The sequence below is a fragment of the Streptomyces sp. NBC_01077 genome (assembly GCF_045162855.1).
Taxonomy (GTDB): domain Bacteria; phylum Actinomycetota; class Actinomycetes; order Streptomycetales; family Streptomycetaceae; genus Streptomyces.
Window position 1 is genome coordinate 1806350 of record NZ_CP108669.1, and the last position, 23357, is coordinate 1829706.

At 70.4% G+C, this 23357-nt stretch carries 26 protein-coding genes; 10 read left to right on the top strand and 16 right to left on the bottom strand.

Features of this window, described 5'->3' with window-relative positions; all coding sequences use genetic code 11:
- Positions 1–4 precede the first annotated feature (4 nt).
- The 3 genes from OG462_RS07850 to OG462_RS07860 are packed head-to-tail and all read right to left on the bottom strand — an operon-like array spanning position 5 to position 3701.
- Positions 5–2563: an FtsX-like permease family protein gene (locus tag OG462_RS07850; protein WP_406055795.1), complete on the bottom strand. Its 2559-nt coding sequence runs from the start codon at positions 2561–2563 to the stop codon at positions 5–7.
- Positions 2560–3399, bottom strand: a complete 840-nt coding sequence (locus tag OG462_RS07855; protein WP_406055797.1) for an ABC transporter ATP-binding protein — start codon at positions 3397–3399, stop codon at positions 2560–2562. The genes OG462_RS07850 and OG462_RS07855 overlap by 4 nt, the downstream gene beginning before the upstream one ends.
- Positions 3396–3701 (bottom strand): SHOCT domain-containing protein, encoded by a 306-nt coding sequence (locus tag OG462_RS07860; protein WP_406055799.1) that lies wholly within the window; start codon positions 3699–3701, stop codon positions 3396–3398. The genes OG462_RS07855 and OG462_RS07860 overlap by 4 nt, the downstream gene beginning before the upstream one ends.
- A 145-nt stretch (positions 3702–3846) precedes the next feature.
- On the opposite strand from OG462_RS07860, the gene OG462_RS07865 reads away from it, so the two are divergent.
- The gene (locus OG462_RS07865; protein ID WP_406055801.1) at positions 3847–4431 is read left to right on the top strand and encodes a TetR/AcrR family transcriptional regulator; all 585 of its coding nucleotides are present in this window, start codon (positions 3847–3849) and stop codon (positions 4429–4431) included.
- Positions 4432–5244: 813 nt separating this feature from the next.
- Here OG462_RS07865 and OG462_RS07870 read toward each other — a convergent pair.
- Positions 5245–5505: a hypothetical protein gene (locus OG462_RS07870; RefSeq protein ID WP_406055803.1), complete on the bottom strand. Its 261-nt coding sequence runs from the start codon at positions 5503–5505 to the stop codon at positions 5245–5247.
- A 356-nt stretch (positions 5506–5861) separates the two neighbouring features.
- On the opposite strand from OG462_RS07870, the gene OG462_RS07875 reads away from it, so the two are divergent.
- Positions 5862–6602 (top strand): XRE family transcriptional regulator, encoded by a 741-nt coding sequence (locus OG462_RS07875; RefSeq protein WP_406055805.1) that lies wholly within the window; start codon positions 5862–5864, stop codon positions 6600–6602.
- A 4-nt stretch (positions 6603–6606) separates the two neighbouring features.
- Positions 6607–7077, top strand: coding sequence for an NUDIX domain-containing protein (locus tag OG462_RS07880; RefSeq protein WP_406055806.1), 471 nt, complete (start codon positions 6607–6609; stop codon positions 7075–7077).
- 234 nt (positions 7078–7311) lie between these two features.
- On the opposite strand, the gene OG462_RS07885 is transcribed toward OG462_RS07880, so the two are convergent.
- The 3 genes from OG462_RS07885 to OG462_RS07895 all read right to left on the bottom strand — a co-directional run bounded on the left by OG462_RS07885 (position 7312) and on the right by OG462_RS07895 (position 10331).
- Positions 7312–8430 carry a peptidoglycan DD-metalloendopeptidase family protein gene (locus OG462_RS07885; RefSeq protein ID WP_406055807.1) on the bottom strand — a complete coding sequence of 373 codons (1119 nt, stop codon included), beginning with the start codon at positions 8428–8430 and terminating at the stop codon, positions 7312–7314.
- Positions 8431–8553: 123 nt separating this feature from the next.
- The gene (locus tag OG462_RS07890) at positions 8554–9633 is read right to left on the bottom strand and encodes a hypothetical protein (protein ID WP_406055809.1); all 1080 of its coding nucleotides are present in this window, start codon (positions 9631–9633) and stop codon (positions 8554–8556) included.
- Positions 9634–9758: 125 nt separating this feature from the next.
- A complete protein-coding gene (locus OG462_RS07895) occupies positions 9759–10331 on the bottom strand; it encodes a DNA primase (RefSeq protein WP_406055811.1) in 573 nt (190 codons plus the stop codon).
- A 514-nt stretch (positions 10332–10845) separates the two neighbouring features.
- Between OG462_RS07895 and OG462_RS07900 the strand changes: the two genes are divergently transcribed.
- Complete coding sequence (locus OG462_RS07900) at positions 10846–11058, top strand: hypothetical protein (RefSeq protein WP_384140251.1); 213 nt, start codon at positions 10846–10848, stop codon at positions 11056–11058.
- Positions 11059–11111: 53 nt separating this feature from the next.
- Here OG462_RS07900 and OG462_RS07905 read toward each other — a convergent pair whose 3' ends face one another.
- From OG462_RS07905 to OG462_RS07915, 3 genes are all read right to left on the bottom strand, one after another.
- Complete coding sequence (locus tag OG462_RS07905) at positions 11112–11393, bottom strand: hypothetical protein (protein ID WP_406055813.1); 282 nt, start codon at positions 11391–11393, stop codon at positions 11112–11114.
- A 74-nt stretch (positions 11394–11467) separates the two neighbouring features.
- Positions 11468–12319, bottom strand: a complete 852-nt coding sequence (locus tag OG462_RS07910) for a hypothetical protein (protein WP_406055815.1) — start codon at positions 12317–12319, stop codon at positions 11468–11470.
- 842 nt (positions 12320–13161) lie between these two features.
- Positions 13162–13485, bottom strand: coding sequence for a hypothetical protein (locus OG462_RS07915; RefSeq protein ID WP_406055817.1), 324 nt, complete (start codon positions 13483–13485; stop codon positions 13162–13164).
- 51 nt (positions 13486–13536) lie between these two features.
- On the opposite strand from OG462_RS07915, the gene OG462_RS07920 reads away from it, so the two are divergent.
- Complete coding sequence (locus tag OG462_RS07920) at positions 13537–13722, top strand: hypothetical protein (RefSeq protein ID WP_406055818.1); 186 nt, start codon at positions 13537–13539, stop codon at positions 13720–13722.
- 51 nt (positions 13723–13773) lie between these two features.
- On the opposite strand, the gene OG462_RS07925 is transcribed toward OG462_RS07920, so the two are convergent.
- Positions 13774–14286 carry a hypothetical protein gene (locus OG462_RS07925; protein ID WP_406055820.1) on the bottom strand — a complete coding sequence of 171 codons (513 nt, stop codon included), beginning with the start codon at positions 14284–14286 and terminating at the stop codon, positions 13774–13776.
- Positions 14287–14349: 63 nt separating this feature from the next.
- Between OG462_RS07925 and OG462_RS07930 the strand changes: the two genes are divergently transcribed.
- On the top strand, positions 14350–14874 hold the full coding sequence (locus OG462_RS07930; RefSeq protein WP_406055822.1) for a DUF4865 family protein: 525 nt from the start codon (positions 14350–14352) through the stop codon (positions 14872–14874).
- A gap of 192 nt (positions 14875–15066) precedes the next feature.
- On the opposite strand, the gene OG462_RS07935 is transcribed toward OG462_RS07930, so the two are convergent.
- Complete coding sequence (locus OG462_RS07935) at positions 15067–15837, bottom strand: SAM-dependent methyltransferase (protein WP_406055824.1); 771 nt, start codon at positions 15835–15837, stop codon at positions 15067–15069.
- A 297-nt stretch (positions 15838–16134) separates the two neighbouring features.
- On the opposite strand from OG462_RS07935, the gene OG462_RS07940 reads away from it, so the two are divergent.
- Positions 16135–16602, top strand: a complete 468-nt coding sequence (locus OG462_RS07940) for an SRPBCC family protein (RefSeq protein ID WP_406055826.1) — start codon at positions 16135–16137, stop codon at positions 16600–16602.
- A gap of 30 nt (positions 16603–16632) precedes the next feature.
- Here the strand turns inward: OG462_RS07940 and OG462_RS07945 are convergent, their stop codons facing one another.
- Both OG462_RS07945 and OG462_RS07950 read right to left on the bottom strand, forming a co-directional pair.
- Complete coding sequence (locus OG462_RS07945) at positions 16633–17859, bottom strand: ROK family protein (RefSeq protein WP_406055828.1); 1227 nt, start codon at positions 17857–17859, stop codon at positions 16633–16635.
- 218 nt (positions 17860–18077) lie between these two features.
- Positions 18078–18311, bottom strand: coding sequence for a hypothetical protein (locus OG462_RS07950; RefSeq protein ID WP_406055830.1), 234 nt, complete (start codon positions 18309–18311; stop codon positions 18078–18080).
- 285 nt (positions 18312–18596) lie between these two features.
- On the opposite strand from OG462_RS07950, the gene OG462_RS07955 reads away from it, so the two are divergent.
- Positions 18597–19826, top strand: coding sequence for an MFS transporter (locus OG462_RS07955; protein WP_406055832.1), 1230 nt, complete (start codon positions 18597–18599; stop codon positions 19824–19826).
- 62 nt (positions 19827–19888) lie between these two features.
- Positions 19889–20641: a maleylpyruvate isomerase family mycothiol-dependent enzyme gene (locus tag OG462_RS07960; protein ID WP_406066415.1), complete on the top strand. Its 753-nt coding sequence runs from the start codon at positions 19889–19891 to the stop codon at positions 20639–20641.
- Positions 20642–20653: 12 nt separating this feature from the next.
- On the opposite strand, the gene OG462_RS07965 is transcribed toward OG462_RS07960, so the two are convergent.
- A complete protein-coding gene (locus OG462_RS07965; RefSeq protein WP_406055834.1) occupies positions 20654–21052 on the bottom strand; it encodes a MarR family winged helix-turn-helix transcriptional regulator in 399 nt (132 codons plus the stop codon).
- A gap of 87 nt (positions 21053–21139) precedes the next feature.
- On the opposite strand from OG462_RS07965, the gene OG462_RS07970 reads away from it, so the two are divergent.
- Entirely contained in the window at positions 21140–22657 is a 1518-nt protein-coding gene (locus tag OG462_RS07970; protein WP_406055836.1) for an MFS transporter, read from the top strand.
- Positions 22658–22685: 28 nt separating this feature from the next.
- On the opposite strand, the gene OG462_RS07975 is transcribed toward OG462_RS07970, so the two are convergent.
- Positions 22686–23351 (bottom strand): response regulator, encoded by a 666-nt coding sequence (locus OG462_RS07975; RefSeq protein ID WP_406066417.1) that lies wholly within the window; start codon positions 23349–23351, stop codon positions 22686–22688.
- Between the last annotated feature and the right edge of the window lie 6 nt (positions 23352–23357).

The following is a 23357-nucleotide window of genomic DNA, read 5'->3' on the forward strand; positions in this document are numbered from 1 at the left end:
TCACTCACTCCGTGGCGATCGCCCGGAGGATCTCCAGACGGGCCGCCCGGCGCGCCGGGCGCAGGGCCGCCAGGGCCCCGGCGACCAGACCGACCAGGGCCACCGTCGCCAGCTGCGGCACCGGTACGGCGAAGGCGAACGCGCTGTCGCCCGAGCCCTCCGAGGCGCGGACGAGCACCCAGCCGAGGAAGCCGCCGAGGACGAGTCCGCCGACCGTGCCGAACGCCGCCACCAGGACCGACTCCCAGCGGACCATGGCCCGCAGCTGGGCCCGGGTCTGTCCGACGGCCCGCAACAGGCCCAGCTCACGCGTCCGTTCGTGGACGGACAGGGGCAGCGTGTTCGTGATGCCGAGGAGCGCGATCAGGACGGCGAGGGCGAGGAGCGCGTACACGAGGGTGAGCATCATGTCGATGCCGCCCGCCGAGGACTCCGCGTACTCCTCCCGGGTCTGCACCTCCGGCCGGCCGTAGTCGTCGGCGACCTCGGTCACGGCCGCCTTGCCCTGTGCGGTGGTGACCCCGTCCGCGAAGGAGACGGCGACCAGGCTGTCGGAGTCCTGGGTACGGTGCGGGGCCCAGGCCTCCCGGGTGACGAGGTAGTCGCCGGCGAGGTCGGAGCGTTCGTAGACCGCCCGGACGGTGAAGGTGTGCCGGGTGCCGTCCGTGAACGTCAGCTCGGTCGTCCGGCCGGGCGCCAGGCCCGCGGAGGCCGCCTCGTCGGCGGCGACGGCGAGCCCGTCCGTACCGAGGCCGGTGAGGGAGCCCCGTACCGCGCCCAGGTCGAGGGTGCGGGAGAGCGCGGCCGGGTCGGTGACCGTCAGGGCGCGGCCCCGGCCGTCCACCTCCGCCACTCCGCGCCCCAGGCCCACGGCGGTGTCGACCTCGGGAAGCGCTGCGACGGCCGGTGCGAGGCCCGGGCTGAGCCCCGCGCCGCCGGCCCCGAACGTGGCCCCGCTGATGGCCACGTCGCCCGCGAAGGAGCGGTCGACCGTGCGGTCCATGGTCGCCTTGAGGGAGGCGCCGAAGACCGTGAAGAGGGTGACCACGGCGACGCCGATCATCAGGGCGGTCGCGGTCGCCGCCGTACGCCCCGGGCTGCGCAGTGCGTTACGGCGCGCGAGGCCGCGGTTGGCGCCGCGCAGGGGCCGGCCCAGGACCCGTACGGCGACCGAGGCGGCCACGGGGCCGAGGACCACGAACGCGGCGACGGCGAGCGTCGCGCCGGTCGCGGCGAACCACAGCGAGGGCGTGCCGAGCACTCCCGCGAGGACCGTGCCGACCGCGACGGCGAGCAGGGCGCCGCCGGTCACCACGCGCGCGCGTGAGGTTCCCGAAGCGTCCACCTGTGTCTCGCGGAGGGCGGCGAGCGGGGCCGTGCGTCCGGCCCGTACGGCGGGAAGCAGCGCCGAGCCCGCGCAGACGGCGAGCCCGACCGCGAGCGGCAGCACGAGGGAGGTACCGGCCACGACCAGGTCGCCCTCCGGGAAGGGGAAGCCGACGGCCGGGAAGAGGGCCTGCAGTCCGGCCGCCACGCCGATCCCGGCGAGCAGTCCGGCGAGGGAGGCGAGCAGCCCGACGGTCAGCGCCTCGACCAGGGTGCCGGTGACGACCTGACGCCGGGCGGCGCCGATCGCCCGGAGCAGGGCGTTCTCGCGGGTCCGCTGGGCGACGAGCACGGCGAACGTGTTGTGGATGGTGAAGACGGAGACGAGCACCGCGACCCCGCTGAACACCAGCAGGAAGGTCGTGAAGAGGCTCAGGAAGCGGCCGGAGACCATCTCGGTGTTCTCCTCGGCGGCGCGCTGCCCGGTGATCGCCTCGACTCCGTCGGGCAGGGCGGGGGCGAGCGCGGCGACCAGCTCCTCCTGGGAGACACCGCGCCCGGCCCGTACGGCGATGCTCGTCGCCTCGCCCGGGCGCGCCGTCAGATACCGCTCGGCGTCCGCGCGGGTCAGACCGGCCCAGGTGACCTGGCCCATGCCGTCCGCGCCACCGAAGGTGGCGAGACCGACGACGGTGACCCGCACCGGGTCGGGGGTGCGCAGGACCGTCGTGTCGCCCAGGGCGAGGCCGGCGGCCTTCGCCGCACCCCGGTTGACGACGGCCTCGCCGGAGGCGCTCGGGGCACGGCCTTCGGCGAGCCGGTACGGGTTGAGGGCCGGGTCGTCGATCCAGTTCCCGGCGAGGGTGGGCGGGCCCTTGCCGCCGACGGGGGTGCCGTCGGCCGCGAGGAGCTGACCGGCGCCCTCGATCCGGGGCGCGGCGGCGGCGACCTCGGGCACGCGCGCGAGGCGCTCGGCGAGGTCCGCGTCGACGGGCCCGCGGGTGCCCTGGGCGTCGCCCGAGGCCGTCACCGTGACGGCGCTGCGGACGACGGCGTCGGTGCCCCGGCTCGCGCCGGTGAACATCGAGTCGAAGCTGGCGCGCAGGGTGTCGCCCATGACGAGGGTGCCGGTGAGGAAGGCGACCCCGAGGAGCACGGCGACGAAGGTGCCGAGGAAACGGCGCCGGTGCGCGCGGAGGGAGGACCGGGCGAGGCGGAAGGAGGCGGGGGTTCTCATGGGGTGACTCCCCGGGTGGTGAGGGCGGCCGCCTGACCCTCGGGCGTGCGGGGTGCCGGGCTGTCGGGCGCGGGGGTGCCCTGGCCGTCGAACGCCTTCATGCGGTCGAGGACGCGGTCGGCCGTGGGTGCCCTCATCCGGTCGACGAGCCTGCCGTCCGCGAGGAAGATCACCTCGTCCGCGTGGGCGGCGGCGACCGGGTCGTGGGTGACCATGACGACCGTACGCCCGGTCTCGCGCGCCGTACGGCCGAGCAGTCGCAGGACCTCCTCGCCGGAGCGCGAGTCGAGGTTGCCGGTGGGTTCGTCGGCGAAGACGACGTCCGGGTCGCCGGCGAACGCGCGGGCCACGGCCACACGCTGCTGCTGGCCTCCGGAGAGCTCACTCGGCCGGTGGTGGAGGCGGTCGCGGAGCCCGACGGTGTCGACGATCCGGTCGAAGCGCTCCCGGTCGACGGTGTGGCCCGCGAGGTCGAGCGGCAGGGTGACGTTCTCGGCGACGGTGAGGGTCGGCAGCAGGTTGAAGGCCTGGAAGACGAAGCCGATCCGGTCCCGGCGCAGCAGGGTCAGACGACGGTCGTCGAGCGTGGACAGGTCGGTCTCGCCCAGGAGGGCGGCGCCGGAGGTGAGGGTGTCGAGCCCGGCGGCGCAGTGCATCAGGGTGGACTTGCCGGAGCCCGACGGCCCCATGACGGCGGTGAAGCGGCCGACGGGGAAGTCGACGCTCACCCCGTCCAGGGCCCTGACCTCCGTGTCGCCGCGCCCGTAGACCTTGACGGCGTCGACGACACGGACGGCGGCGGGGGCGGCCTGGGGTCGTGTCTCGGTGGTGGTCATGCCCGGCGCCCCTTGGAGTCGGTGCGACGGCCGAACTGCTCTTCGAGGACGGTCAGCCGGCGCCAGTACTCGTCCTCGTCGATCTCCCCTGCGGCGAACCGGTGGCCCAGCAGGGCGATGGGCGAGCTGTCGTCGGGCCCGGCGTCGCGACCCGGGCCGGCGAAGCGGCCGAAGCCGCCGTCGCGTCCGCGACGCCATCCGGCGCGGCGGGCGACGGTGACGAGGCCGAAGATCACGGCCGCCCAGACGAGGGGGAAGAGAAGGATCCACGGGCCGGGGCCCGCATAGGCGAGTGTGTTCACGACGGTTCAGCTCCTCGGTAGGTGTCCGTGGTTCGAGGCTCTCTCCGGAGGGAGGTCGGGCGCGTCGTACGGGCAGCGGCATCGCACGTACGACGGCGGGAGTACGTGGCGGTTCCGGCTCTCCTTCCTCTCTGTACCTACTGGTATGTACAGTGGGTACATGAGCACCCCCGAGCGACTGATCGAGGCGACCCGCGAGCTGCTGTGGGAGCGCGGTTACGTGGGGACCAGCCCCAAGGCCATCCAGCAGGCGGCCGAGGCGGGCCAGGGCAGCATGTACCACCACTTCGCGGGCAAGCCCGATCTCGCGCTCGCCGCGATCCGGCGTACGGCCGAGGAGCTGGGAGCGGCCGCCGAGGCCGTTCTGAGCGGCGGCGGCACCGCGTACGCCCGCATCGAGGCCTATCTGCTGCGTGAGCGGGACGTCCTGCGGGGCTGCCCGGTGGGGCGTCTGACGATGGATCCCGACGTGATCGCCGATCCCGTTCTGCGCGCACCGGTCGACGAGGCGCTCGGCCGGCTGCGGGCCCGGCTCGCCGAGGTCGTCCAGGAGGGGCTGGACAACGGCGAGTTGAGCGACTCCCTCGACGCGGACGACATCGCGGCGACGGTCGTGGCGACCGTGCAGGGCGGGTACGTGCTGGCGCGCGCGAACGGGTCGCGAGCGCCTTTCGACAGTGCCGTACGGGGGCTGTTGAGCCTGCTCGCCCCTCGTACCGCCGTCAGCTGAACGGACCTTCCACGATGGGCGATCGGAGCCTTCTGTGCACGCGATGCAGTACGAGATCACCCTAGCGGACGGGACACCCCTGCATAGAAGTCCCACGGCCTGTGACCTGCGGAAACGAAGAAGCCCCGGCCACCCTCCACGGGGGAAGAGGACGACCGGGGCAGTCAGAGGGCTACGCCGGCTCGACGTCAGCCGCCTCGTCCTCCGTCGGGGGTCGGACTGGAGCCAAACCGTCAAATCAGAGGGAACTTTCAGGAAGCCCTAAGGAGGTCTCTAGGGTTTCCTATATTTCTCTTCAATCTGACCCTAGAGAAAAGAAGAAGGGGTAGAAAACCCCCTCTGAGCTGTGGAAACGTGCCGCTGAACCAGGTGTCTGAACTGACCCTGCCGCCCGCGGTTCTGACCCTGCGCGGGACGAGGATGCAGCTCGACGTCCGCACGGGCGGGACGCGCGCCGACCTCTATCGACCTACGTCCCACCCGCTCTCCATGCGGGGGTCTCGCGAGGACCGCCCACACGGGCCTGGCTCCGCCTCCCCAGTTCGGGACAGTCCCTGCAGATAAGGCCGTGACGGGGAGGCGGAAATCTACGTGACAGGGACGACGACGGCGACGGTCTCGCACGTCCGGGCGAAGATTGCGTGCCCGGTCCGCCCCTTGTGCTCCATGCAGTCGATGTCAGCGCGCTCCCCGTCAGCCGTGGGGCGACGGACCACCCGCAATCCGGGTTGAGGCACCGGGCGCTGAACGTCGGCTCGGAGTCGGGATGCCGGGTGATGCGGTGCGTGACGAACCGGAGAGCCGCTCTGACGGTCACGACTTCACCCCCGACGTCGGCCGCGGGGCGAACTCCTTGATCCTCATCTTCGGCGGATTGTGTGGGTGGTTCCGGATCTCCACCACGCAGTCCACGGCCGCGGATTCGTCCCGCTGCTGCCCTGCACCCGAGTAGTGGTCGAACCACAGAACCAGGAACGCGCACGGAGCACAGCCGTCGGCCGGCTCGGGGCGCGGGCGAACCCCGTAGTCTGCGGACAGCACTACATCCGGTTCCTGAGTGGTCTGGTTCGTCATGACTCCACCTTCGGCACGGGAGTGGTGAACACCCGTACCTGCGTCATCTCGTCGGCGGTCGGCTGACGGAGCGACTCGGGAGCCACTGACCACTCCTTGCCACCGCCGGGCGGACGCAGAAGGACGCTACCGATATAGCTTTCCTGCACACGTCCGATCCGACCTTCGTCGTCGACCGCGTACCGACTTTTCGTCGGCCGCCACTGTTCTTCCGCCATCGCGCACCGTCCCCTCACGTCCCCTGAGCGTCGCTCAGTGCGTCGGGACGGCGGAACCACGTACAAAACCCACTTTGGGACGTCCTGGAGGATGTAGAACGTCCCTAGCGACGTCTCGCGTCGTAGGGAGAGACTGGCATGCAGAACGAGCGGCTACGAGTGGCCATGACGGGCGACGGGTGGACTCACGCATCACTCGCGAACGCTGTCGGGGTGGACCCGAAGAGCGTGGAACGTTGGGTGAACCTAGGCAGGACGCCCCGCCGCGAGACGGCACTCAAAGCCGCAGAGGCATTGGGGGAAGACGTGCATGCACTGTGGCCGGCTCTTCGTCAGGCGCGAGCTGCGCGAGCCATAAGCCCTGAGCTTGTCGCGGTCTACGACCAGCGTGCGGACCTACCGGTGTCCACGTTCGTCGACCTCATCGCCCCCGCACGCGAGCACGTCGACGTACTCGTCTACGCCGCTGTATTCCTCCATGAGGCGTATCCGCGGCTGAACGAGCTACTCAGGGAGCGCGCTGCCGACGGCTGTCGGATCCGGATCGCCATTGGCGACGCTGACAGTGAGAACGTTCAACAGCGGGGCCAGGAAGAGCGGTTCGGTCACGGCATTGAGTCGCGGTGTCGGTTGGCGCTCATGCATTACCGATCGCTGATCGGGGTGGAGAACGTCGAGATCCGGACGCACGGTACGACGCTCTACAACAGCATCTATCGCGCTGATGATCAGTGCCTCGTCAACGCCCACGTTTGGGGTGCCAACGCATACGCCGCCCCTGTGTGGCACCTCCGCCGGAGTGGCGATGGCGGGATGTTCGACACCTACGCCCAGAGCTTTGACGCCGTATGGGCCACAGGGGCTCCCGTGGCAGGCTGACGTCATGGCCCGCCGCGAGTACTACGACGACCCGACCGCCCCGAAGCCGAACAGCATGGTGGTGGCGGCTTCGGCCTTCGTCACCGACGAGGAGGGGCGCATCCTCCTCCAGCGTCGTACCGACAGCGGCCTGTGGGCGCTTCCCGGGGGTGGGATGGAGCTGAGCGACAGCCTCCCCGGAACAGCCGTCCGAGAGGTCAAGGAAGAGACCGGACTCGACATCGAGGTAACCGGTCTCGTCGGCACGTACACGGATCCTCGTCACATCATCGAGTACAGCGACGGGGAAGTTCGGCGCCAGTTCAACGTGTGCTTCCGTGCGCGGGTGACCGGTGGCACGCTGCAAATCTCTGAGGAGTCCACGGAGCTCCGGTTCGTGGCGCCGTCGGACGTCGACCGCCTACCCATGCACCACACTCAGCGGCTCAGGGTTCAGCATGCCCTCGACGTCCGTGCAGCGCCGTACCTTGGCTGACCGACGCTAAAGCCACCCGAAGAACCGCGCGCGACGTCGCCAGAGCCGCCCGTGTTCGGCTGAGCAGTAGCGCCGCATTCGGCCAGCGCCAGCAATCTGTGGGACCTCAACCCCGCAGTGCAGGCAGGCGGTTGGCTGAGCCTTGATCGGGGTCGTGGTGTCCATGATGTTGCCCTTCGAAGTAGGAGCGCCCCGCGGTCCATGTCGGAACCGCGGGGCGCATGAGAGGGTGTTTCAGGTGATGCGGCCGTATTCGAGTGCACGCGCCGTGTCGGCGTCGCGGACGTCGATCTCTGTACGCACGATGTCGGTGAGCTCTCGATCTCCCAGGAAGGTCCGGGCCTCCACGATGACGTTGGGAGTGCCGGCGCCGGCCTGGAGCGACGCAGCCTGACGGACCATGGCCGCAGGGTCGCTGCTGTTGTAGACCTGCGTCGGGTGGAGGAACCTGACCGACTCGGGCCCGTTCTCGCCGACCCACGCCAGCTCGCCGACGCCAGGGAAGCCGCCGTTGGCGTATCCGCCCGGCTTGTTGTACGCCGTCGGCAGCGAGCCGTATCGGCTCATCGCGTAGCGCATTGAGCTGTACACGTTCGCCAGGGGGTTCGTGCTGACGCCGTGGAGCTTCGGACCGACACCACGCATGTGGCCGGCCCACGCTTCGAACGTCGGGCGGATGACCTGCATGAGGCCCACTGACGGCGTGCCGTTCTTCGCGTTGATGTCCCAGTCGTTGACGGCGTTGGGGTTGCCGCCAGACTCCTGGTTCATCCGTCGAAGCGTGAGGTCTGCGTACTGCGACGGGTTGCCCGTCATCTGGAGCGCCTGGAGAACGACGTTCCGCCAGCGCTCGACGCCCGTTCCGCCTCCACCGCCGGACCCAGTCAGGAAGCCCATCGGGTCGACGGAGACGCCGTTCTTCCGAGCCTCCAGGTGGAGGTGGGGACCAGTGACGTTGCCAGTGTCGCCAACACGTCCGATCGTCTGTCCCGCCTGGACCTCGTCGCCGACCCTCGTCAGCATCTCGGACATGTGGGCGTACAGCGACGACAGGCCGTTTCCGTGGTTGACCATGACGTGCAGGCCGTAGGGTCCACCGCCCTGCGCCATGGAGACTCGTCCGCCGGCCACGGACCGAATCGCGGTGCCGATGGCCGCGGGGAAGTCGAGGCCGGTGTGTCGGCCGGAGCTCCACATCGAACCCCGCTGACCGAAGGGGGTGCCGAAGGGTGCGTCAACAGGGCGGAGCCACGTCGAACCGCCTCCACCGCCACCCGAGCCGCCACCGAAGCCGAGGAAGTCGAGCGCCTTGTCCTTCAGGCCGTTCAGCATCTGCTTCGGGAGCTTCGCCATCTCACGAGCCCACGGGTTGGTGAGGATCCCCTTCATCTGGTCGTTGATGAGGCTCTGCGCGTCTCGGAAGACTTCGAGCGGGTTTGAGAAGAAGTCGCCAACGTCGCTGGCTCGGTCCTTCAGTCATCCGACGATGCCACCCTCCGCGTAGCCGCCCTGGAAAGCGCCGAGCGACTGCCCGTTTATGGCTGCAGAGTTGACCGCGTGGAGTCGAGCGCGCTCGTAGGGGTCACGCATTGCTTCGGAGACGTAGACGCCTTCGCCGCGTCGCATGGGGACGAGTTGATCGTCACCCTGACGCCATGAGGACTGACCGGGGAGAATGCCTCCGCGCGCCCATCCCTTCAGGTTCAGCTTCTTCAGTGGATCGGCACCGGTAATGTCGGCAACCTTGTTCCACAGCGGAACGATTCCACCGTTGTAGACGTTCTCGATGATGAACCGAACGGGCTTCTTCGCGATGTCCTGGACCTTGTTCCAGGCCTTTTCGATCGCGCTCTTCCCGTCGTCGAACGAGTCCGCTACAGCATCGACGGCCTTCATGATCTGGTCGAACGCAGGCTTAATGGCTTCGTCGTGCAGCCATTCCGCCTTGTCGCCGATCCACGTGAACGTGGGCTGAAGGATCTTCTCCCACAGCCACTTACCGGCGGCGCCGAGAGCCTCGAAGGTCTTCTTCGCCTCGCCGAAGTACGGCTTGATCGCCTTGTCGTACAGCCAAAGCGCTGCCTTGCCGATGCCGTCGAGTGCCGGCCAAATCGCCTTGTTCCACAGCCACGTGGCGATGTCGCCGATGGCCTTGAACGTCGGCTGGATTGCGTTCTTCCACAGCCACTCAGCGATGGCACCTAGCGCCTTGAAGGCCAGGTAGATCGGGGTCAGTACTCCAACAACCACGATCGTGAAGAGGATCTTTGCTGCTTCCCAGATGAAGGCGAACACCGGCTGGAGGATGACGTCCCACAGCCAGACGGCGATGTCGCCGGCCTTCTTCATCACCCACCAGATGCCTTCGAAGACAGGCTTCAGGACTTTGCCCCAGAGCCACGACATCGCCGTCCCAATGGCCTGAGCCACGGTGTCGACGGTGATCCGGAACCAGTCCCAGTTGTTGTAGGCGTAGATAACGGCTGCGACGAGGAGGCCCACCACGAGGACAATTTGGTTCGTCGGCAGGAGCCAGTCACCTACCGACGTCAGCATGGGAAGGAAGGTGCAGCCGTCGCGTGCGCACGGCTCGTTCGGGTCAGCGGGCATGGGAACCTCTCGGGAAACAGGAGAGCCCCCGTCCCGAGGGGACGAGGGCTCTTGAAGGAAGTCGAGGACGGCTACGCCGTCAGCTCGGAGATCAGGTCAGACAGGTCTGCCAGCACAGCCGGCGCGCTCCGAAACCTCCGCCCGGTGACGGCGATAAACCGCCCCTGCCCGTAGATCTCGATGTGCTCGTCCCCACGTCGGATGCGCCGTCCCTGTCGGACCTCGGCGCGACCGAAGATGTGCAGCCCCGTGCCAGAAACGGAGACCTCAACGAACGTCGGCCCCGCGTCGCGCACGATGGCTGCGGCCCACGGCGCCAGACGGCCCGTGAGCGGATTGAGACAGTGGTCCAGGTCAACGCACACGACGTCGTCGACGTCGCTGAGGACAAAACCCAGACCGACGCCAACCGGCGAAGCGGCGGCGTCTGCGTGCGTGCTCCAGGTCCGCAAGTTCGTCGACGAAGCAGCCGTGCCGGCCGTCGTCAGCGGAACCTTGTCCGCGTCTCGACGCACCCACCTGTCGCGGGTCGTCAGCTCAGCGGGGAGCGTGTTCTTCGCTGCGCGGGACAGCGCCTTGCGACAGCGAGGGGAACAGGTGCGTGCGTGCGAGCGCGCCATGAGCGGCAGCTCGTTGGGGCACATCGCGCACGTCCTCTTCGTGGGTTCATCGCAGTAGGGGCGCGTCACACTTTCAAGCCTCTCACCTGCGAGTTTCATGACGTCGACCATGCCGGCGGGTCACGCTTCCGGGGCTAGCTCGACGCTGCGATGCCCCCGCAAGGGGCTGTGTGACCGCCTCCAGGCCTACCGCGCAACGGGGCCGAACGGCCTCGTCCAGGTTCCCCAGACCCGTACAGACAGAGAGGACCAGCACCTGTACGGTCAGGACGTTTGCCGGTTGGGGGCCACCCCCCTGGCCTGCTGAACTAACGCCCCTTGCAACGCCGTTGCCCTTCCGGTACATTCAACGTCGCGTGTATCGGCTGGAAACCTTCGCACGCGCAACCCTTCCCGAAAGGACGCACTGAGTGTATTTGGCCTCGCCGCAATGGCGCAGGCCCAGGAGCTGCCACGTCGGCTCCTAGCTGGAGACTTCACCCCTAGGTGAGGTGTGTCTCCATGCAATACGCGTCAGTGACACTCGGGAGGAAACAGCGTGACGTCCAGCGGCACCACCACTATCTGCGCGCACCCGGTTCGCGACATCATCATCGTGATGCTCGTCGGTGTGGTGGCGGGCCTTCTGTCTTTTATCGTCGTCACCGAACTTGGTGGCACTGCTCTTGATGGCCTCACCAAGGCCGGAACCGCGTGCCTCGCGGTTACTGGTGCGGGTCTCATCGTGCTCCAGTACCTCAAGCGCAACTAACGTCTTCGCGAGGGGCGACCCAGTCGGGTTGCCCCTCCGACGTGTCAACCTACTCACCGCTCCATGGTGTAGCCGTTCTCGACGAACGGGTTGCGGTTGCCGGTCGGCACAGGCTCCTTCACGGGACGTCGGCCGTCCTCGTCCAGGCCGTGACGTTCGCGGTAGAGGGCGGCGCCGTCGCTAACGCCTCGTCCACCACTGCCGACGTCGGATCCGCGGGGGCCACCGGAGCGGTACACGGGTGCGGGCGGCTCTGGCGTGCCAAAGGCTTCGAGGAACGCCACAGCGTCGGCCTGGAGTTCCTCGGGGGTCTCGCCGCGCAGGAACGCGCACATGGGCGGAGTCAGCCCGTGCGCTTCGCCGGCCGCGATCTGTTCGGGGGGTTGGTTCAGTCACGGTTGATGCCTCTCTACTTCAGGGTCAGGTCGGGGGCGCGCTCAGCGCCCGTCCGCTTCGGAGCCGGAGGTTCAGGAATTGGATCCACGCGCGGGGTGTAGTCGATGACGGAGTCGTCGGGCACGCCGCAGTCCGGAATGTCTTCCGCCTCCAGTGCGTCAAAGCTCGGCGGCACCCACACGTTGGGAAGCTCTGCCAGGTACACGAGGTATGGAACGTCGTAGTGGCCCGACGTCATGGCGCGCAGGATGTCCGCGGGGACGCCGTCGGGGGCGATGCCGGCCGCCTCGAAGTGGCCCTTCTTGCGGAGCTCCTGAAGCCGGTGACCGTCGCCGAGTGGTCGGAGGATGGCGAACTGGGCTTCCCGGATGTTGCGGAGCGTCCCGAGCATCTCCGTGAGCGTCTTCCATGCCGCAGGCGCCTTGCCGCCGATGTGGATTGCTTCCTCCGCGGACCGCGCACTGTTCAGCTCAGCCGTCGGCTTCTTCACCTCCGCCAGGAACTCCGCGAGGCGCTTGCCGAGGGCTTCGAGAGCCGTCTCCGCTCCTTCGTGTGCGCGCAGGTACACCAGGTGGTTTCGAAGGGTGTTGACGCCCTCACTGAGCCCGAGGGCCTCCGACTCAGCCTCCAGGGCATCCCTGTAGGCGTCAGCCGCGCGCTTGCCGATGTCGTCGGGGAACACGGCGCCGGCGCACAGCGCATCCGTCGCGTCGTTGAACACCTTGCGCCGGGCAAGGTCGGGGCTCAGGACGTCCCCGAGCGTCTTTCGGCGCTCCTCCAGCTTGCGGAGCTGCGCCTCCGCGTGCACGACGTCAGGGACAGCGCTCCACGCGGCACGGAACTCAGGGTTGTTGGGGTCTGGCATGTGATGGCCTCCCGGTTGGGTCGGGGTACGACAAAGCCCCCTGCCGGACGGCAAGGGGCTGAAGGGTCTGTGCGCCTCAGGCAGGCGTCCAGTGGTCTGTGGTCGCGAAGTACACGGTGCGCTCTACGCGCTGCTCGCGCTTCCGCTGAAGGATGGACGGGGCGTTCTCTGCGTACCGCTCCCGCTCCTCTGCGGCACGGCACTCCCGGCACCGCCGGCGAAGCCCCTGCGGCGACATCGCGTCGCGCGGGTAGAACTCATCGGTCCGGGGCAGCCGACGGCCGCACGGTCCCGTGCATGGTGGAGGGCTCTCCACGTCGCGGTACTGCATGTGAACTCCTGTCCTGGCTTATAGGCTTCCTGCCGATTTGAGAGCCAAAGAAAGAGCGTCACCCAAACATGGGTGACGCCTGAAGGTTCGTCCGCCCCTGCGACGGAGCGAGCCGGTAATCACCGGAGGAGAGTCGCGGCCACACGGCTGCTCAACGTCACAGGGGGCGGGAGCGTCCACCGGGAGAGGTACCGGCGACGCAGCAAGAGAGGGGAGTTCGGGAGCCGTGCCAGTCGCCGGCGTCCGTGAAACTCCCTCTCAATATAGTTATGGGGCGGCTGTGACGCGTTAACGATCATGATCCGCGTCCTCCCCGGCGCCAGGGACCAAACTGTCAAACTAACCCCCTATTGACCCTCATCGACACTCTGTGTAGGCATCCGAGGGAATCGGCGACCCTGCGCGCCCGGCCGTGGGACGAGGATGCCCGCTGACGTCAACCCGCGGTTGCCTGAAACGCCGACGACCGGCCTCCCCCAGAGCGGGAAGCCGGTCGTTCAACAGGCGAGTATTACGCGGACACGCTTGCCCGGCCCTGCGCCTCCGCACGAGCACCCTCCAGGCACCCGGTGCAGAGGTCCGCCGGGAACCACGTGCCTTCAACGAGGACCGGCGACGGGTCTTCGTCGTCGGCGCCACACCACCCACAAGACGATGCGATGTCGAACTCCTCCAGGTCCCGGACGTTCATGACGCACATGTCCGCCTGCATGGACTCCACCCAAAGGACGGCGGAGTCGACGCTCTCCAGGTGGGACAGTTCGTCATAGACGACGGCCTCGTACTGCGTGACGTCGTAGGCCCGCCCCATCGCGACGACGGCGGGCAGCTGCATCCGGTCGGCGACCTCGTAGGCCAGAGCCGTGACGATGACCAGTCCGTCAGGGTGCGTCGTGTCGCCGACGACGAGTGGGAGCCCTTCCTCGCGGCTACGAAGGCCATGAACCCTGACGGCCGGAGCCCCCGCGGCAAGGTACTGCGGGAGTTCGTCCGCTGGTACATGCGGCGCCCCGGCGCCAAGCTGCCCGAGCGTCCGCCGGCCGGTGCGTGGTCGACATCAGCTGATGCCTGAACACCACAGAAGCCCCCGCCCTGGCCGGCGGGGGCTTTCGTGGACCCAAGGTCAGTCGTTCCGCTCGGGTGCGGCCCAAGTGATGACGCAACGGACGTCGCCGTCGAAGGGGGCGCCTCTCCGCTGCCCCCTGGTCACGGTGACCTTGTCGATAGCCAGCCGGATGAGATCCCGCCGCAAGTCGCCGTCAGCCGCCTGCCACGCCTCACTCAGCGCGTCGTAGTCGTCGAACAGGGTTAGGTCCACCGTCCCGTTGAAATCGGAGGCCCTGCGTAGGGCATTACTTAGATCCGCCTCCGCCTCGCTGACGATGCGAGGGAAGAACCGGCCCATCGCACCGTCGTAGATGCCCTCCTTGCGGTCCTCCGCAAACCTCTCAAGAGCCTTCTCAGCCGCCTTCACGGCTGCCAGGGCGTATCGGTGCTCCTCCGTCTCCTCAGGCTTCGTCAGGGCCACCCAGCGCTCTGCTACAGCCACCATGAGAGGGTCTGCGGCGTTCAAGTCTGCGCATAGAACTGCCCCCAGCCAGCGCGCGTAGACGTACTCCTCAATGAGTGACCGCATGGCAGACATGGGCGCCGCGCAAGGCTTGCCAACCGTGAAGTTGAGACAGCGATAGGAGCGGCCGTGAATTGCCGCGCCGCCGGACATCTGCTCGACGGCTTCCCCGGACTCGGCCTGAAGGCGTACCTGGTGCGGGAGCGGGGGGACGCGTCGCCGGTGAATCAGTACGCGCCGTTCTATCTGTGGGCCACCCCCGAAGGCATGAACTCCTTCCTCTGGGGCCCGGGTTTCCAGGGGATCATGAACGACTTCGGCCGGCCCGCGGTGCAGCACTGGACGGGCCTGTCGTACGAGGAGGGGCCCGCGTCCGCTGCGGCGCCGGGCGCTGCGACGCGTCGCAGGACCCCGCTCGGGGAGGCGGTCGCGCCGGGCGATGCCGTGGCGGACGCGGTGGTCCGGCACGCGCGCGAGGCGCGGCGGGACGGGGTGGTGGCCTCCGCCCTGGCGGTCGATCCGCGCCACTGGGAACTGCTCACGTTCACCCTGTGGGCCGACGCAGAAGCGCCCGCCGACGAGGGCGAACGCTTCCGGGTACTGCATCTGTCCGCGCCGGGGCGGGGGCAGTTGGGCCGGGGGCGGCACTGGTGAGTCGGCGCCCGGGGCTTGCCTGACCGGGTCCGTCGGACCGGGGCTCGGTGGCCCCGGCCCCGGCCCCGGTGGCCGTGGACTGGACTCGGTGTCGCGGCCTCGGTGTCGCGGCCTCGGTGTCCCGGACTCGGTGTCCCGGACTCGGTGTCCCGGACTCGGTGGATCAAGCCACGGTGGCCCGGACTCGGTGGATCAGGCGACGGCGACGAGCGTCAGGTAGGCCATGCCGAGGACGCGCCGGTAGCCGTTCACCCAGGTCGAGCGCTGCCGGTCGACGCGCTCACGGGTCTCCGCCGCGAGCGGGTGGTCGGGGTGGGCGGCCAGCCAGACCTCGGTGTCGTAGCGGTAGCCCGACTCGAACTCCTCCCACTCCTCCGCGCTCGCCGTCTCGATCCGCGCGGGCCGGAATCCCGCCTCGATCGCGAGGTCGACGAGGGCCCCGAGGGACAGGTGCTCGTCCGCGGTCGCGCCGGGCCACATCCCGGCCAGCTCCTCGTCCGTGGGAGTGCGCTCCCAGAATCCCTCCCCGAGCACGACGTGACCTCCGGGCCGGACGAGGCAGCGGAGCTCACGCAGGGCGGCGGAGGGGTCGTGCGGCTGCTCGGGGTCGCAGAGGGCCTGGCTCGATCCGAGACAGAGGATCGCGTCGACGGGCCCCCGGTCGGTGCCGAGCGCCGACTCCTCGACGAACTCGACGCGGTCGGCAAGCCCACGCGACTCCGCGAGGGCCCGGCCACGGGCCAGGTCCTCGGCGTTGATGTCGATCCCGGCCCCCTTGGCCGACGGTGCGGCGTCCAGGACGCGCAGCAGCAACTCGCCCCAGCCGCAGCCGATGTCGAGCACATCGGCGGGCTCGATGGCGGCGAGCCGCTCGATCATGCGGGTGGCGCGGGCCTCGGAGAGCGGGCCGTGGAAGGTGAGGCTGCCGAGGCGCGGGGGAAGATCGGATTCAGAAGTGATCATGAGGGGGAACGGTACGTGGTTCGACCGCCCGCGACCAGGGGTTTTCACCGATGACGGGGACCTTCTGCCGCTAGGTCGTGTCCGGAGAGTAGCGCCGTCTGCCCGCAGGGCAGGGCCCGCGGCGTCTGGTGCGTGCGAGCGCAAGGCGCCGGGATGCCCTCGTAGCGGAGCTACTTGGGCATTTCGGCAACGCGGCGATCGTGCGTGCCAGGCGTCGCGGGCCAGGCGGGACTTTCCGGACACGGCCTAGCACGGCCGAGAGGGCGCCGCGGCCGGACACCGCCTAGCCTGGGAGGGGTGTACACCACGCGCGTGTCCCGTCATGTCGACGCCCCGCCCTCGGCCGTCTACCGGGCGCTTGTCGACCCGGAGGCCGTCGCGCGCTGGCGGGTGCCGGACGGGATGACCTGCGAGGTGCACGAATTCGACGCCCGCGAAGGGGGAACGTTCCGCGTCTCGCTCACGTACGACACGGCCGCCGGCACCGGCAAGTCGGGGGCGCGCACGGACACGTATCACGGGCGCTTCGTGGAGCTGCTTCCCGACGAACGCGTGGTCGAGATCTCCGAGTTCGAGACGCAGGACCCCGGGCTGCAGGGCCCCATGACCCTCACCACGACGCTGATCGCGCTGGAGGGCGGTACGGACGTGGTCCTCGTTCACGAAGGGGTGCCCGACGCCGTGCCCGCCGCCGACGACGAGGCGGGCACGCGGATGGCTCTGGACCGGCTCGCCTCGCTGGTCGAGGGGCGCCCCGAGCCGTGACCCCGGCCCGTACGGGAGCGGCGTCCGGGCTCAGACCGGCTCGCGGCTCAGTGCCGCCAGCGGGTCGTCGAGGACCGGCTGCCACGCCAGCTCGGCGGCGCCGACGAGGCTGTTGTGGTCCAGGGTGCAGGGGAGGATCGGCACGCCACCGCTGCGGCCCCAGAGGCTGCGGTCGGCGACGACCGCACGGAGGCGCTCCGGGTCCGCGTCGAGGAGCTCCCGGTGGAGGCCGCCGAGGATGATGCGGTCCGGGTTGAGAATGTTCACCAGGCCCGCGAGACCGAGCCCCAGACGGTCGATCAGCTCCCCCACGGCGACCCGTACACCCGGGTCGCCGGGGCTCGTGCGCAGCAGGTCGCGGGCCTGCTGGAGCAGCGAGAGCTCGGGGCCGGGGGCGCGGCCCGCGGCCGTGAGGAAGGCGAGGGGGTCGGTCTCGACGTCCAGGCAGCCGCGGCTGCCGCAGTGGCAGGCACGGCCCTCCGGGTTCACCGTGAGGTGGCCGACCTCCAGGGCGAGGCCCGCGCTGCCGGTGTGCAGGCGCCCGTCGAGGACCAGCGCGCCGCCGACGCCGCGGTGGCCGGTGGCCACGCAGAGCAGGTCACGGGCGCCGCGGCCCGCGCCGTGGCGGTGCTCGGCCAGGGCGGCGAGGTTCACGTCGTTGCCGGTGAAGGCGGGGCCTTCGATGCCGGCGGCCCGTACCCGTTCGGCGAAGATCTCCCGGACCTGCGCCCCGGCGGGCCAGGCGAGGTGCAGCGGGTTGAGCGCGGTGCCCTCGGGCTCCGCCACGGCCGAGGGGGCGGCGAGCCCCGCGCCGACGCAGCGGCGGCCGCTGTCCCTGAGCAGGGCGACTCCGGCCTCGACGACCTCGCCGAGGACCTGGGCCGGGTCGGCGGAGACGGTGACGCAGCCGGGGACGGTGGCCACGATGGTGCCGCCGAGGCCGACGAGTGCGGCGCGGAAGCCGTCGGCGTGGACCTGGGCGGCCAGGGCGACGGGGCCCTTCTCGTCGACGGCGAGGCGGTGGGAAGGGCGGCCCTGGGAGCCTGCGGCGGCGCCGGGGTTGGAGTCCACGCGGATGAGGCCGAGGGCCTCCAGTTCGGCGGCGACCGCGCCGGCGGTGGCCCTGGTGACGCCCAGTTCGGCGGTGAGGACGGCCCTCGTCGGCGCCCTGCCGGTGTGCACCAGCTCCAGCGCGGGGCCGAGCGCGTTGCGCCCCCTGTCGAGCCGTGTCCGGGTCGTCGTCGCCTTGCCGTTCATGGGGGCGAGTCTCCCATGATCGGGGGGTGGGGTGTCCCCCTGGGCGGGGTGCGGGGTATCCGCCGGGCAGGGTGCGGGGTACCCGCTGGGCAGGGTGCGAGGTATCCGGCCGGGCGGGCAGGTCCCCCCGTCGGTCCAGACGTGGCCGACTGGCCTGCCGTGCGGCCCTGCCTCGGGTGCGGGCTGCGCCGTCGCCCGAGGCAGGGGGTGGCGTCAAGTCAGTGGGCGCCGAGGAACGCGCCCTCCGGGCCCTTTTCCCAGCCCTTCTCCGAACACGAGCCGGTGAAGATCGTTCCGTACACGGCCGGGACGCCGGCCACCGCGCAGTGCGAGCTGAAGCCCGCGCCACCGGCGGAGAAGTACCCCGCCCCGAATCCGTCGTCGGCGAGCGCGGCACCGGCGCCGCCCAGCAGAATGCCCACGGCCAGGACAGACGCGGCGAGAGAACGCATAGCTACTCCTCAAGATCTCGGAATGACGTGCCAGAAGGTGCTCGTCTGCCGGTCAAACGCCTCGGGAAAAGGCGAGACACGGCGTCTCACTCCAATGCCGGGCAGTCGGATGCCGGGGTCACGCGGGCGCAGAAACGATGCTCTCCAGTGGCCCGTTGGGGATCGCCCTCACCGCGGTGACCTGGCCTTTGTCACCCGGACAGCCTCCACGGCAGCGGGCATCACGCTTCGGGTTCGCCCGCCGCCCGCTTGATTGCGGCCGCGGGATCCCCCTATCCTGAGTTTGTGCCGCTACTAAACAAAGTACGGACGGCCGTATCAGGGGGCTCCGGCGGAGACACCGCCACCCACTCCCTGTCCCGCCTCCGCGTCGCCCTGACCCTCTTCTTCGCCCTCGACGGCTTCCTGTTCGCCGGCTGGGTCGTCCGCATCCCCGCCGTCAAGCAGCAGACCGGCGCCTCGGCCGGTGACCTCGGCCTCGCCCTTCTCGGGGTGTCCGCCGGAGCCGTCATCACCATGACGCTGACCGGCCGGCTCTGCCGCCGTCACGGCTCCCACGCCGTCACCGTCGCCACCGCCGTACTGCTCTCCCTGTCGGTCGCCCTGCCGGCGCTCACCCGGTCCCCGCTCGCCCTCGGCCTCGTCCTGCTCGTCTTCGGCGCCGCGTACGGCGGGATCAACGTCGCCATGAACAGCGCCGCCGTCGATCTCGTGACCGCGCTGCGGCGCCCGGTGATGCCCAGCTTCCACGCCGCGTTCAGCCTCGGCGGCATGATCGGGGCGGGGCTCGGCGGACTGCTCGCCGGGAGCCTGTCCCCCACCGCCCACCTGCTCGGGCTGACCGGCGTCGGACTCGTTCTCACCGCCGTCGCCGGGCCCGTACTCCTGCGTCACCCCTCCCCCGCCCCGGCACCCGAGTCCCTCGCGCCCGCATCCGGTGCGAAGGACGGGCGGTCCGGCGGGTCGCGTCGCATCGTCCTCGTCTTCGGCGTGATCGCGCTCTGCACCGCGTACGGCGAAGGGGCACTCGCCGACTGGGGAGCCCTCCACCTGGAGCAGGACCTCGGCGCGCACCCGGGGGTGGCCGCCGCCGGGTACTCCGTGTTCGCGCTGACCATGACCGCCGGACGCCTCTCCGGCACCGCCCTGCTCGAACGCCTGGGCCAGACCCGGACCCTGGTCCTGGGCGGCGCCACGGCCTCCGCCGGGATGCTGCTCGGGGCGCTCGCGCCGACCGTCTGGGCCACGCTGCTCGGCTTCGCCGTCACCGGCCTCGGTCTCGCCAACATCTTCCCCGTCGCCGTGGCCCGCGCGGGCGCCGTCGCCGGTCCCGGCGGGGTGGCGACGGCGTCCACGCTCGGTTACGGGGGCATGCTCCTCGGCCCGCCGTCCATCGGGTTCCTCGCCGACTGGTTCTCCCTTCCGGTGGCCCTCACGACGGTCGCCGTGCTCGCCGCCGGCGCCGCCGCCATGGGCTACTGGGCGCGGAACGCCGGGGTTCCTCGGGTGAGTTGAGTCCGGGCCGCCCCTCCGCGACTGCGAGAATGCGCCCCATGGACAAGATCGGCGGGGGAACGTTGAAGATCACGGAGTACATCGACGCCCTGGAGACCGCCGGCCGCGGCCTGGCGGTCGCGGCTGCCGAGGCCGGGCCGGACGCCGAGGTGCCGACCTGCCCTGGATGGCGGGTCCGGGACCTCCTCCGGCACACGTCGATGGTGCATCGCTGGGCCACGGACCTCGTCGTCGAGGCGCGCGCCACGTACCAGCCGGACGGCGGCGAGACCACGCTCAACGGCGAGGAGCTGCTGGCCCATTTCCGCGAGGGACACGCCGCCCTGGTCGCCGCCCTGCGCGCGGCGCCGGAGAGCCTGGAGTGCTGGACCTTCCTGCCCGCGCCTTCGCCGCTCACCTTCTGGGCGCGGCGGCAGGCACACGAGACCACCGTCCACCGCGCGGACGCCGAGTCCGCGCTCGCGGCGGGTCCGGGGCCCGTGGAGCCGATGGTCGCCGCCGACGGCATCGACGAGCTGCTGCGCGGTTTCCACGGCCGCGACCGCAGCAAGGTGCGGACGGCCGAGCCCCGGACGCTGCGGGTGCGCGCGACCGACACGGGAGACGTCTGGAGCGTCCACCTGTCGGCGACGGAGCCGCCCCGGACCGAGCGGGGCGGTCGGGCGACGGGCCCGGCCGACGCCGAACTCGGCGGCCCCGCCGATCGGTTGTACCTTTTCCTGTGGAACCGGCTCCCCGTCGGCGCCGTGACCCTCACCGGCGACGAGGAGATCGCCCGGCTGTGGCGCGAGACCTCCGGGATCGGCTGGTCCTGAATCCCGGACCCGTCAGGCCGTCCCGTCCAGCATCCGGGTCAGTACGTCGCGCTGGAGCGGCCGCACCTCGGCGTGCCGGGCAAGACCCTTCCCGGTCAGCTTCACCTGGACGCCGCGGCGGTCCTCCGCGCACATGCCCCGCAGGACCAGGCCGTCCTTCTCCAGGCGCGCGATCAGCCGGGACAGCGCGCTCTGACTGAGGTGGACGCGGCCCGCCAGCTCCTGGACGCGCCAGGAGGCCGGGCCGTCGTCCGCCGCGCCCTCGGCGAGGACGTCGAGGACCTCGAAGTCGCTGGCACCGAGTCCGTACGGATGGAGCGCCCGGTCGAGCTCACAGGTCGTCCGGGCGTGCAGGGCGAGGACGTCACGCCACTCGTCCACGAGCGCGCGTTCGGACTTGTTCGCTGCCATGGCCGCACGTTAGCAGAGACGACCTCTTTTGTTGCATGGGAATTAAATGCGCTTGCATTCAATGCATGTGCATGTACTGTCCCTCCCATGACCTCTCCGCTCACCGAGGCGCCCTCCGGCGCGCCCAACTCCGTCCCGGAACGCTGGAGTCCGCGCCTCTGGGGCACCCTGCTCGTGCTCTGCGCCGCGATGTTCCTCGACGCCCTCGACGTCTCCATGGTCGGCGTCGCCCTGCCCTCCATCGCCACCGACCTCGGCCTCTCCACCGCCACGCTCCAGTGGATCGTGAGCGGCTACATCCTCGGTTACGGAGGCCTGCTCCTCCTCGGCGGCCGCGCGGCCGACCTGCTCGGCCGGCGCCGCGTCTTCCTCATCGCCCTCGCCGTCTTCGCGCTCGCCTCGCTGCTCGGCGGGCTCGTCGACTCCGGGCCCCTCCTGATCGCCAGCCGCTTCATCAAGGGCCTCAGCGCCGCCTTCACCGCCCCCGCCGGCCTGTCGATCATCACCACGACCTTCAAGGAGGGCCCCCAGCGCAACCGGGCCCTGTCCATCTACACCACCTGCGCCGCCACCGGCTTCTCCATGGGCCTGGTGCTGTCCGGCCTCCTCACCGAGCTGAGCTGGCGCTGGACCATGCTCCTCCCCGCCCCCGTCGCCCTCATCGCCCTGGTCTTCGCGCTCCGCCTCATCCCGCACAGCCCCCGCGAGCACTCCTCCGGCGGCTACGACCTGCCGGGCGCCGTCACCGGCACGGCCGCGATGCTGCTGCTCGTCTTCACCGTCGTCCAGGCCCCCGAGACGGGCTGGACCTCCGTGCGCACCCTGCTGTCCTTCGCGGCGGCCGCCGCCCTGCTCGTCGCCTTCGTCCTGATCGAACGGCGCAGCGCGAGTCCCCTCGTACGGCTCGGAGTGCTGCGCTCCGGCTCACAGGTGCGGGCGCAGCTCGGCGCGGCGGCGTTCTTCGGCTCGTACGTCGCGTTCCAGTTCATCGTGACCCAGTACATGCAGTCGCTGCTCCACTGGTCCGCGCTCCAGACGGCGCTCGCCTTCCTGCCGGCCGGTGTGCTCGTGGCGCTCTCCTCCACGAAGATCGGCGGTGTCGTCGACCGCTTCGGCACACCCCGGGTGATCGCCGTCGGTTTCACCCTGCTCGTCGTCGCGTACGCGCTGTTCCTGCGGATCTCCCTCACCCCGCAGTACGCCGCCGTCATCCTGCCGTCGATGCTGCTGCTCGGCGCGGCCTGCGCGCTGGTGTTCCCCTCGCTCAACATCCAGGCGACCAACGGGGTCGACGACCACGAGCAGGGCATGGTGTCGGGGCTGCTCAACACCTCGATCCAGGTCGGCGGCGCACTGTTCCTCGCCGTCATCACCGCCGTGATCACGGCGGACGGCGACGGGGCGACCGCGTCCCCGCAGGCGGTCCTGGACAACTTCCGACCGGGGCTCGCCGTGGTCACCGTCATCGCCCTGGCCGGGCTGCTCATCACGCTGCCGGGGCTCCGGAAGCGGCGGCGGCAGGACGGCGAACCGTCGGTCGTGGTGGCCCGCTCCGACGGTGGGGTCTCCGAGGACGCCCCGGAGAAGGTCGCTCTCCGCGACTGAGCGGCGGGTATGCCCCGGGGCCGTCCGCTCAGCCCAGCCAGCCGGGCCGCACGAGCCCCGACTCGTAGGCGAGGACGACGAGTTGGGCACGGTCCCGGGCTCCCAGCTTCACCATCGCGCGGCTGACATGGGTCTTGGCGGTGAGCGGGCTGACGACCAGCCTGCGGGCGATCTCCTCGTTCGACAGGCCGATCCCCACCAGGGCCATCACCTCCCGTTCCCGGTCGGTCAGGGCACCGAGGGCCGCCGTCGCCCCCGGAGCCTTGGAGCGGGCCGCGAACTCCTCGATCAGCCGGCGCGTGACGCCCGGGGAGAGCAGCGCGTCCCCGTGGACGACGGCGCGCACGGCCCGGAGCAGTTCCTCCGGCTCGGTGTCCTTGACGAGGAAGCCGGAGGCACCGGCGCGGATCGCCTCGAAGACGTACTCGTCGAGCTCGAAGGTGGTCAGCATGACGACCCGGACCTCCCCGAGGTCCGGGTCGTCCGTGATGCGGCGGGTGGCCTCAAGGCCGTCGAGGCGGGGCATGCGGATGTCCATCAGGACGACGTCGGGGCGCAGGGCGCGCACCTGCTCCACGGCCTCGCCGCCGTCGGCGGCCTCCCCCGCGACCTCGATGTCCGGCTGGGCGTCGAGCAGCGCGCGGAAACCCGCCCGTACCAGCGACTGGTCGTCGGCGAGCAGCACTCGGATCACTGGGGC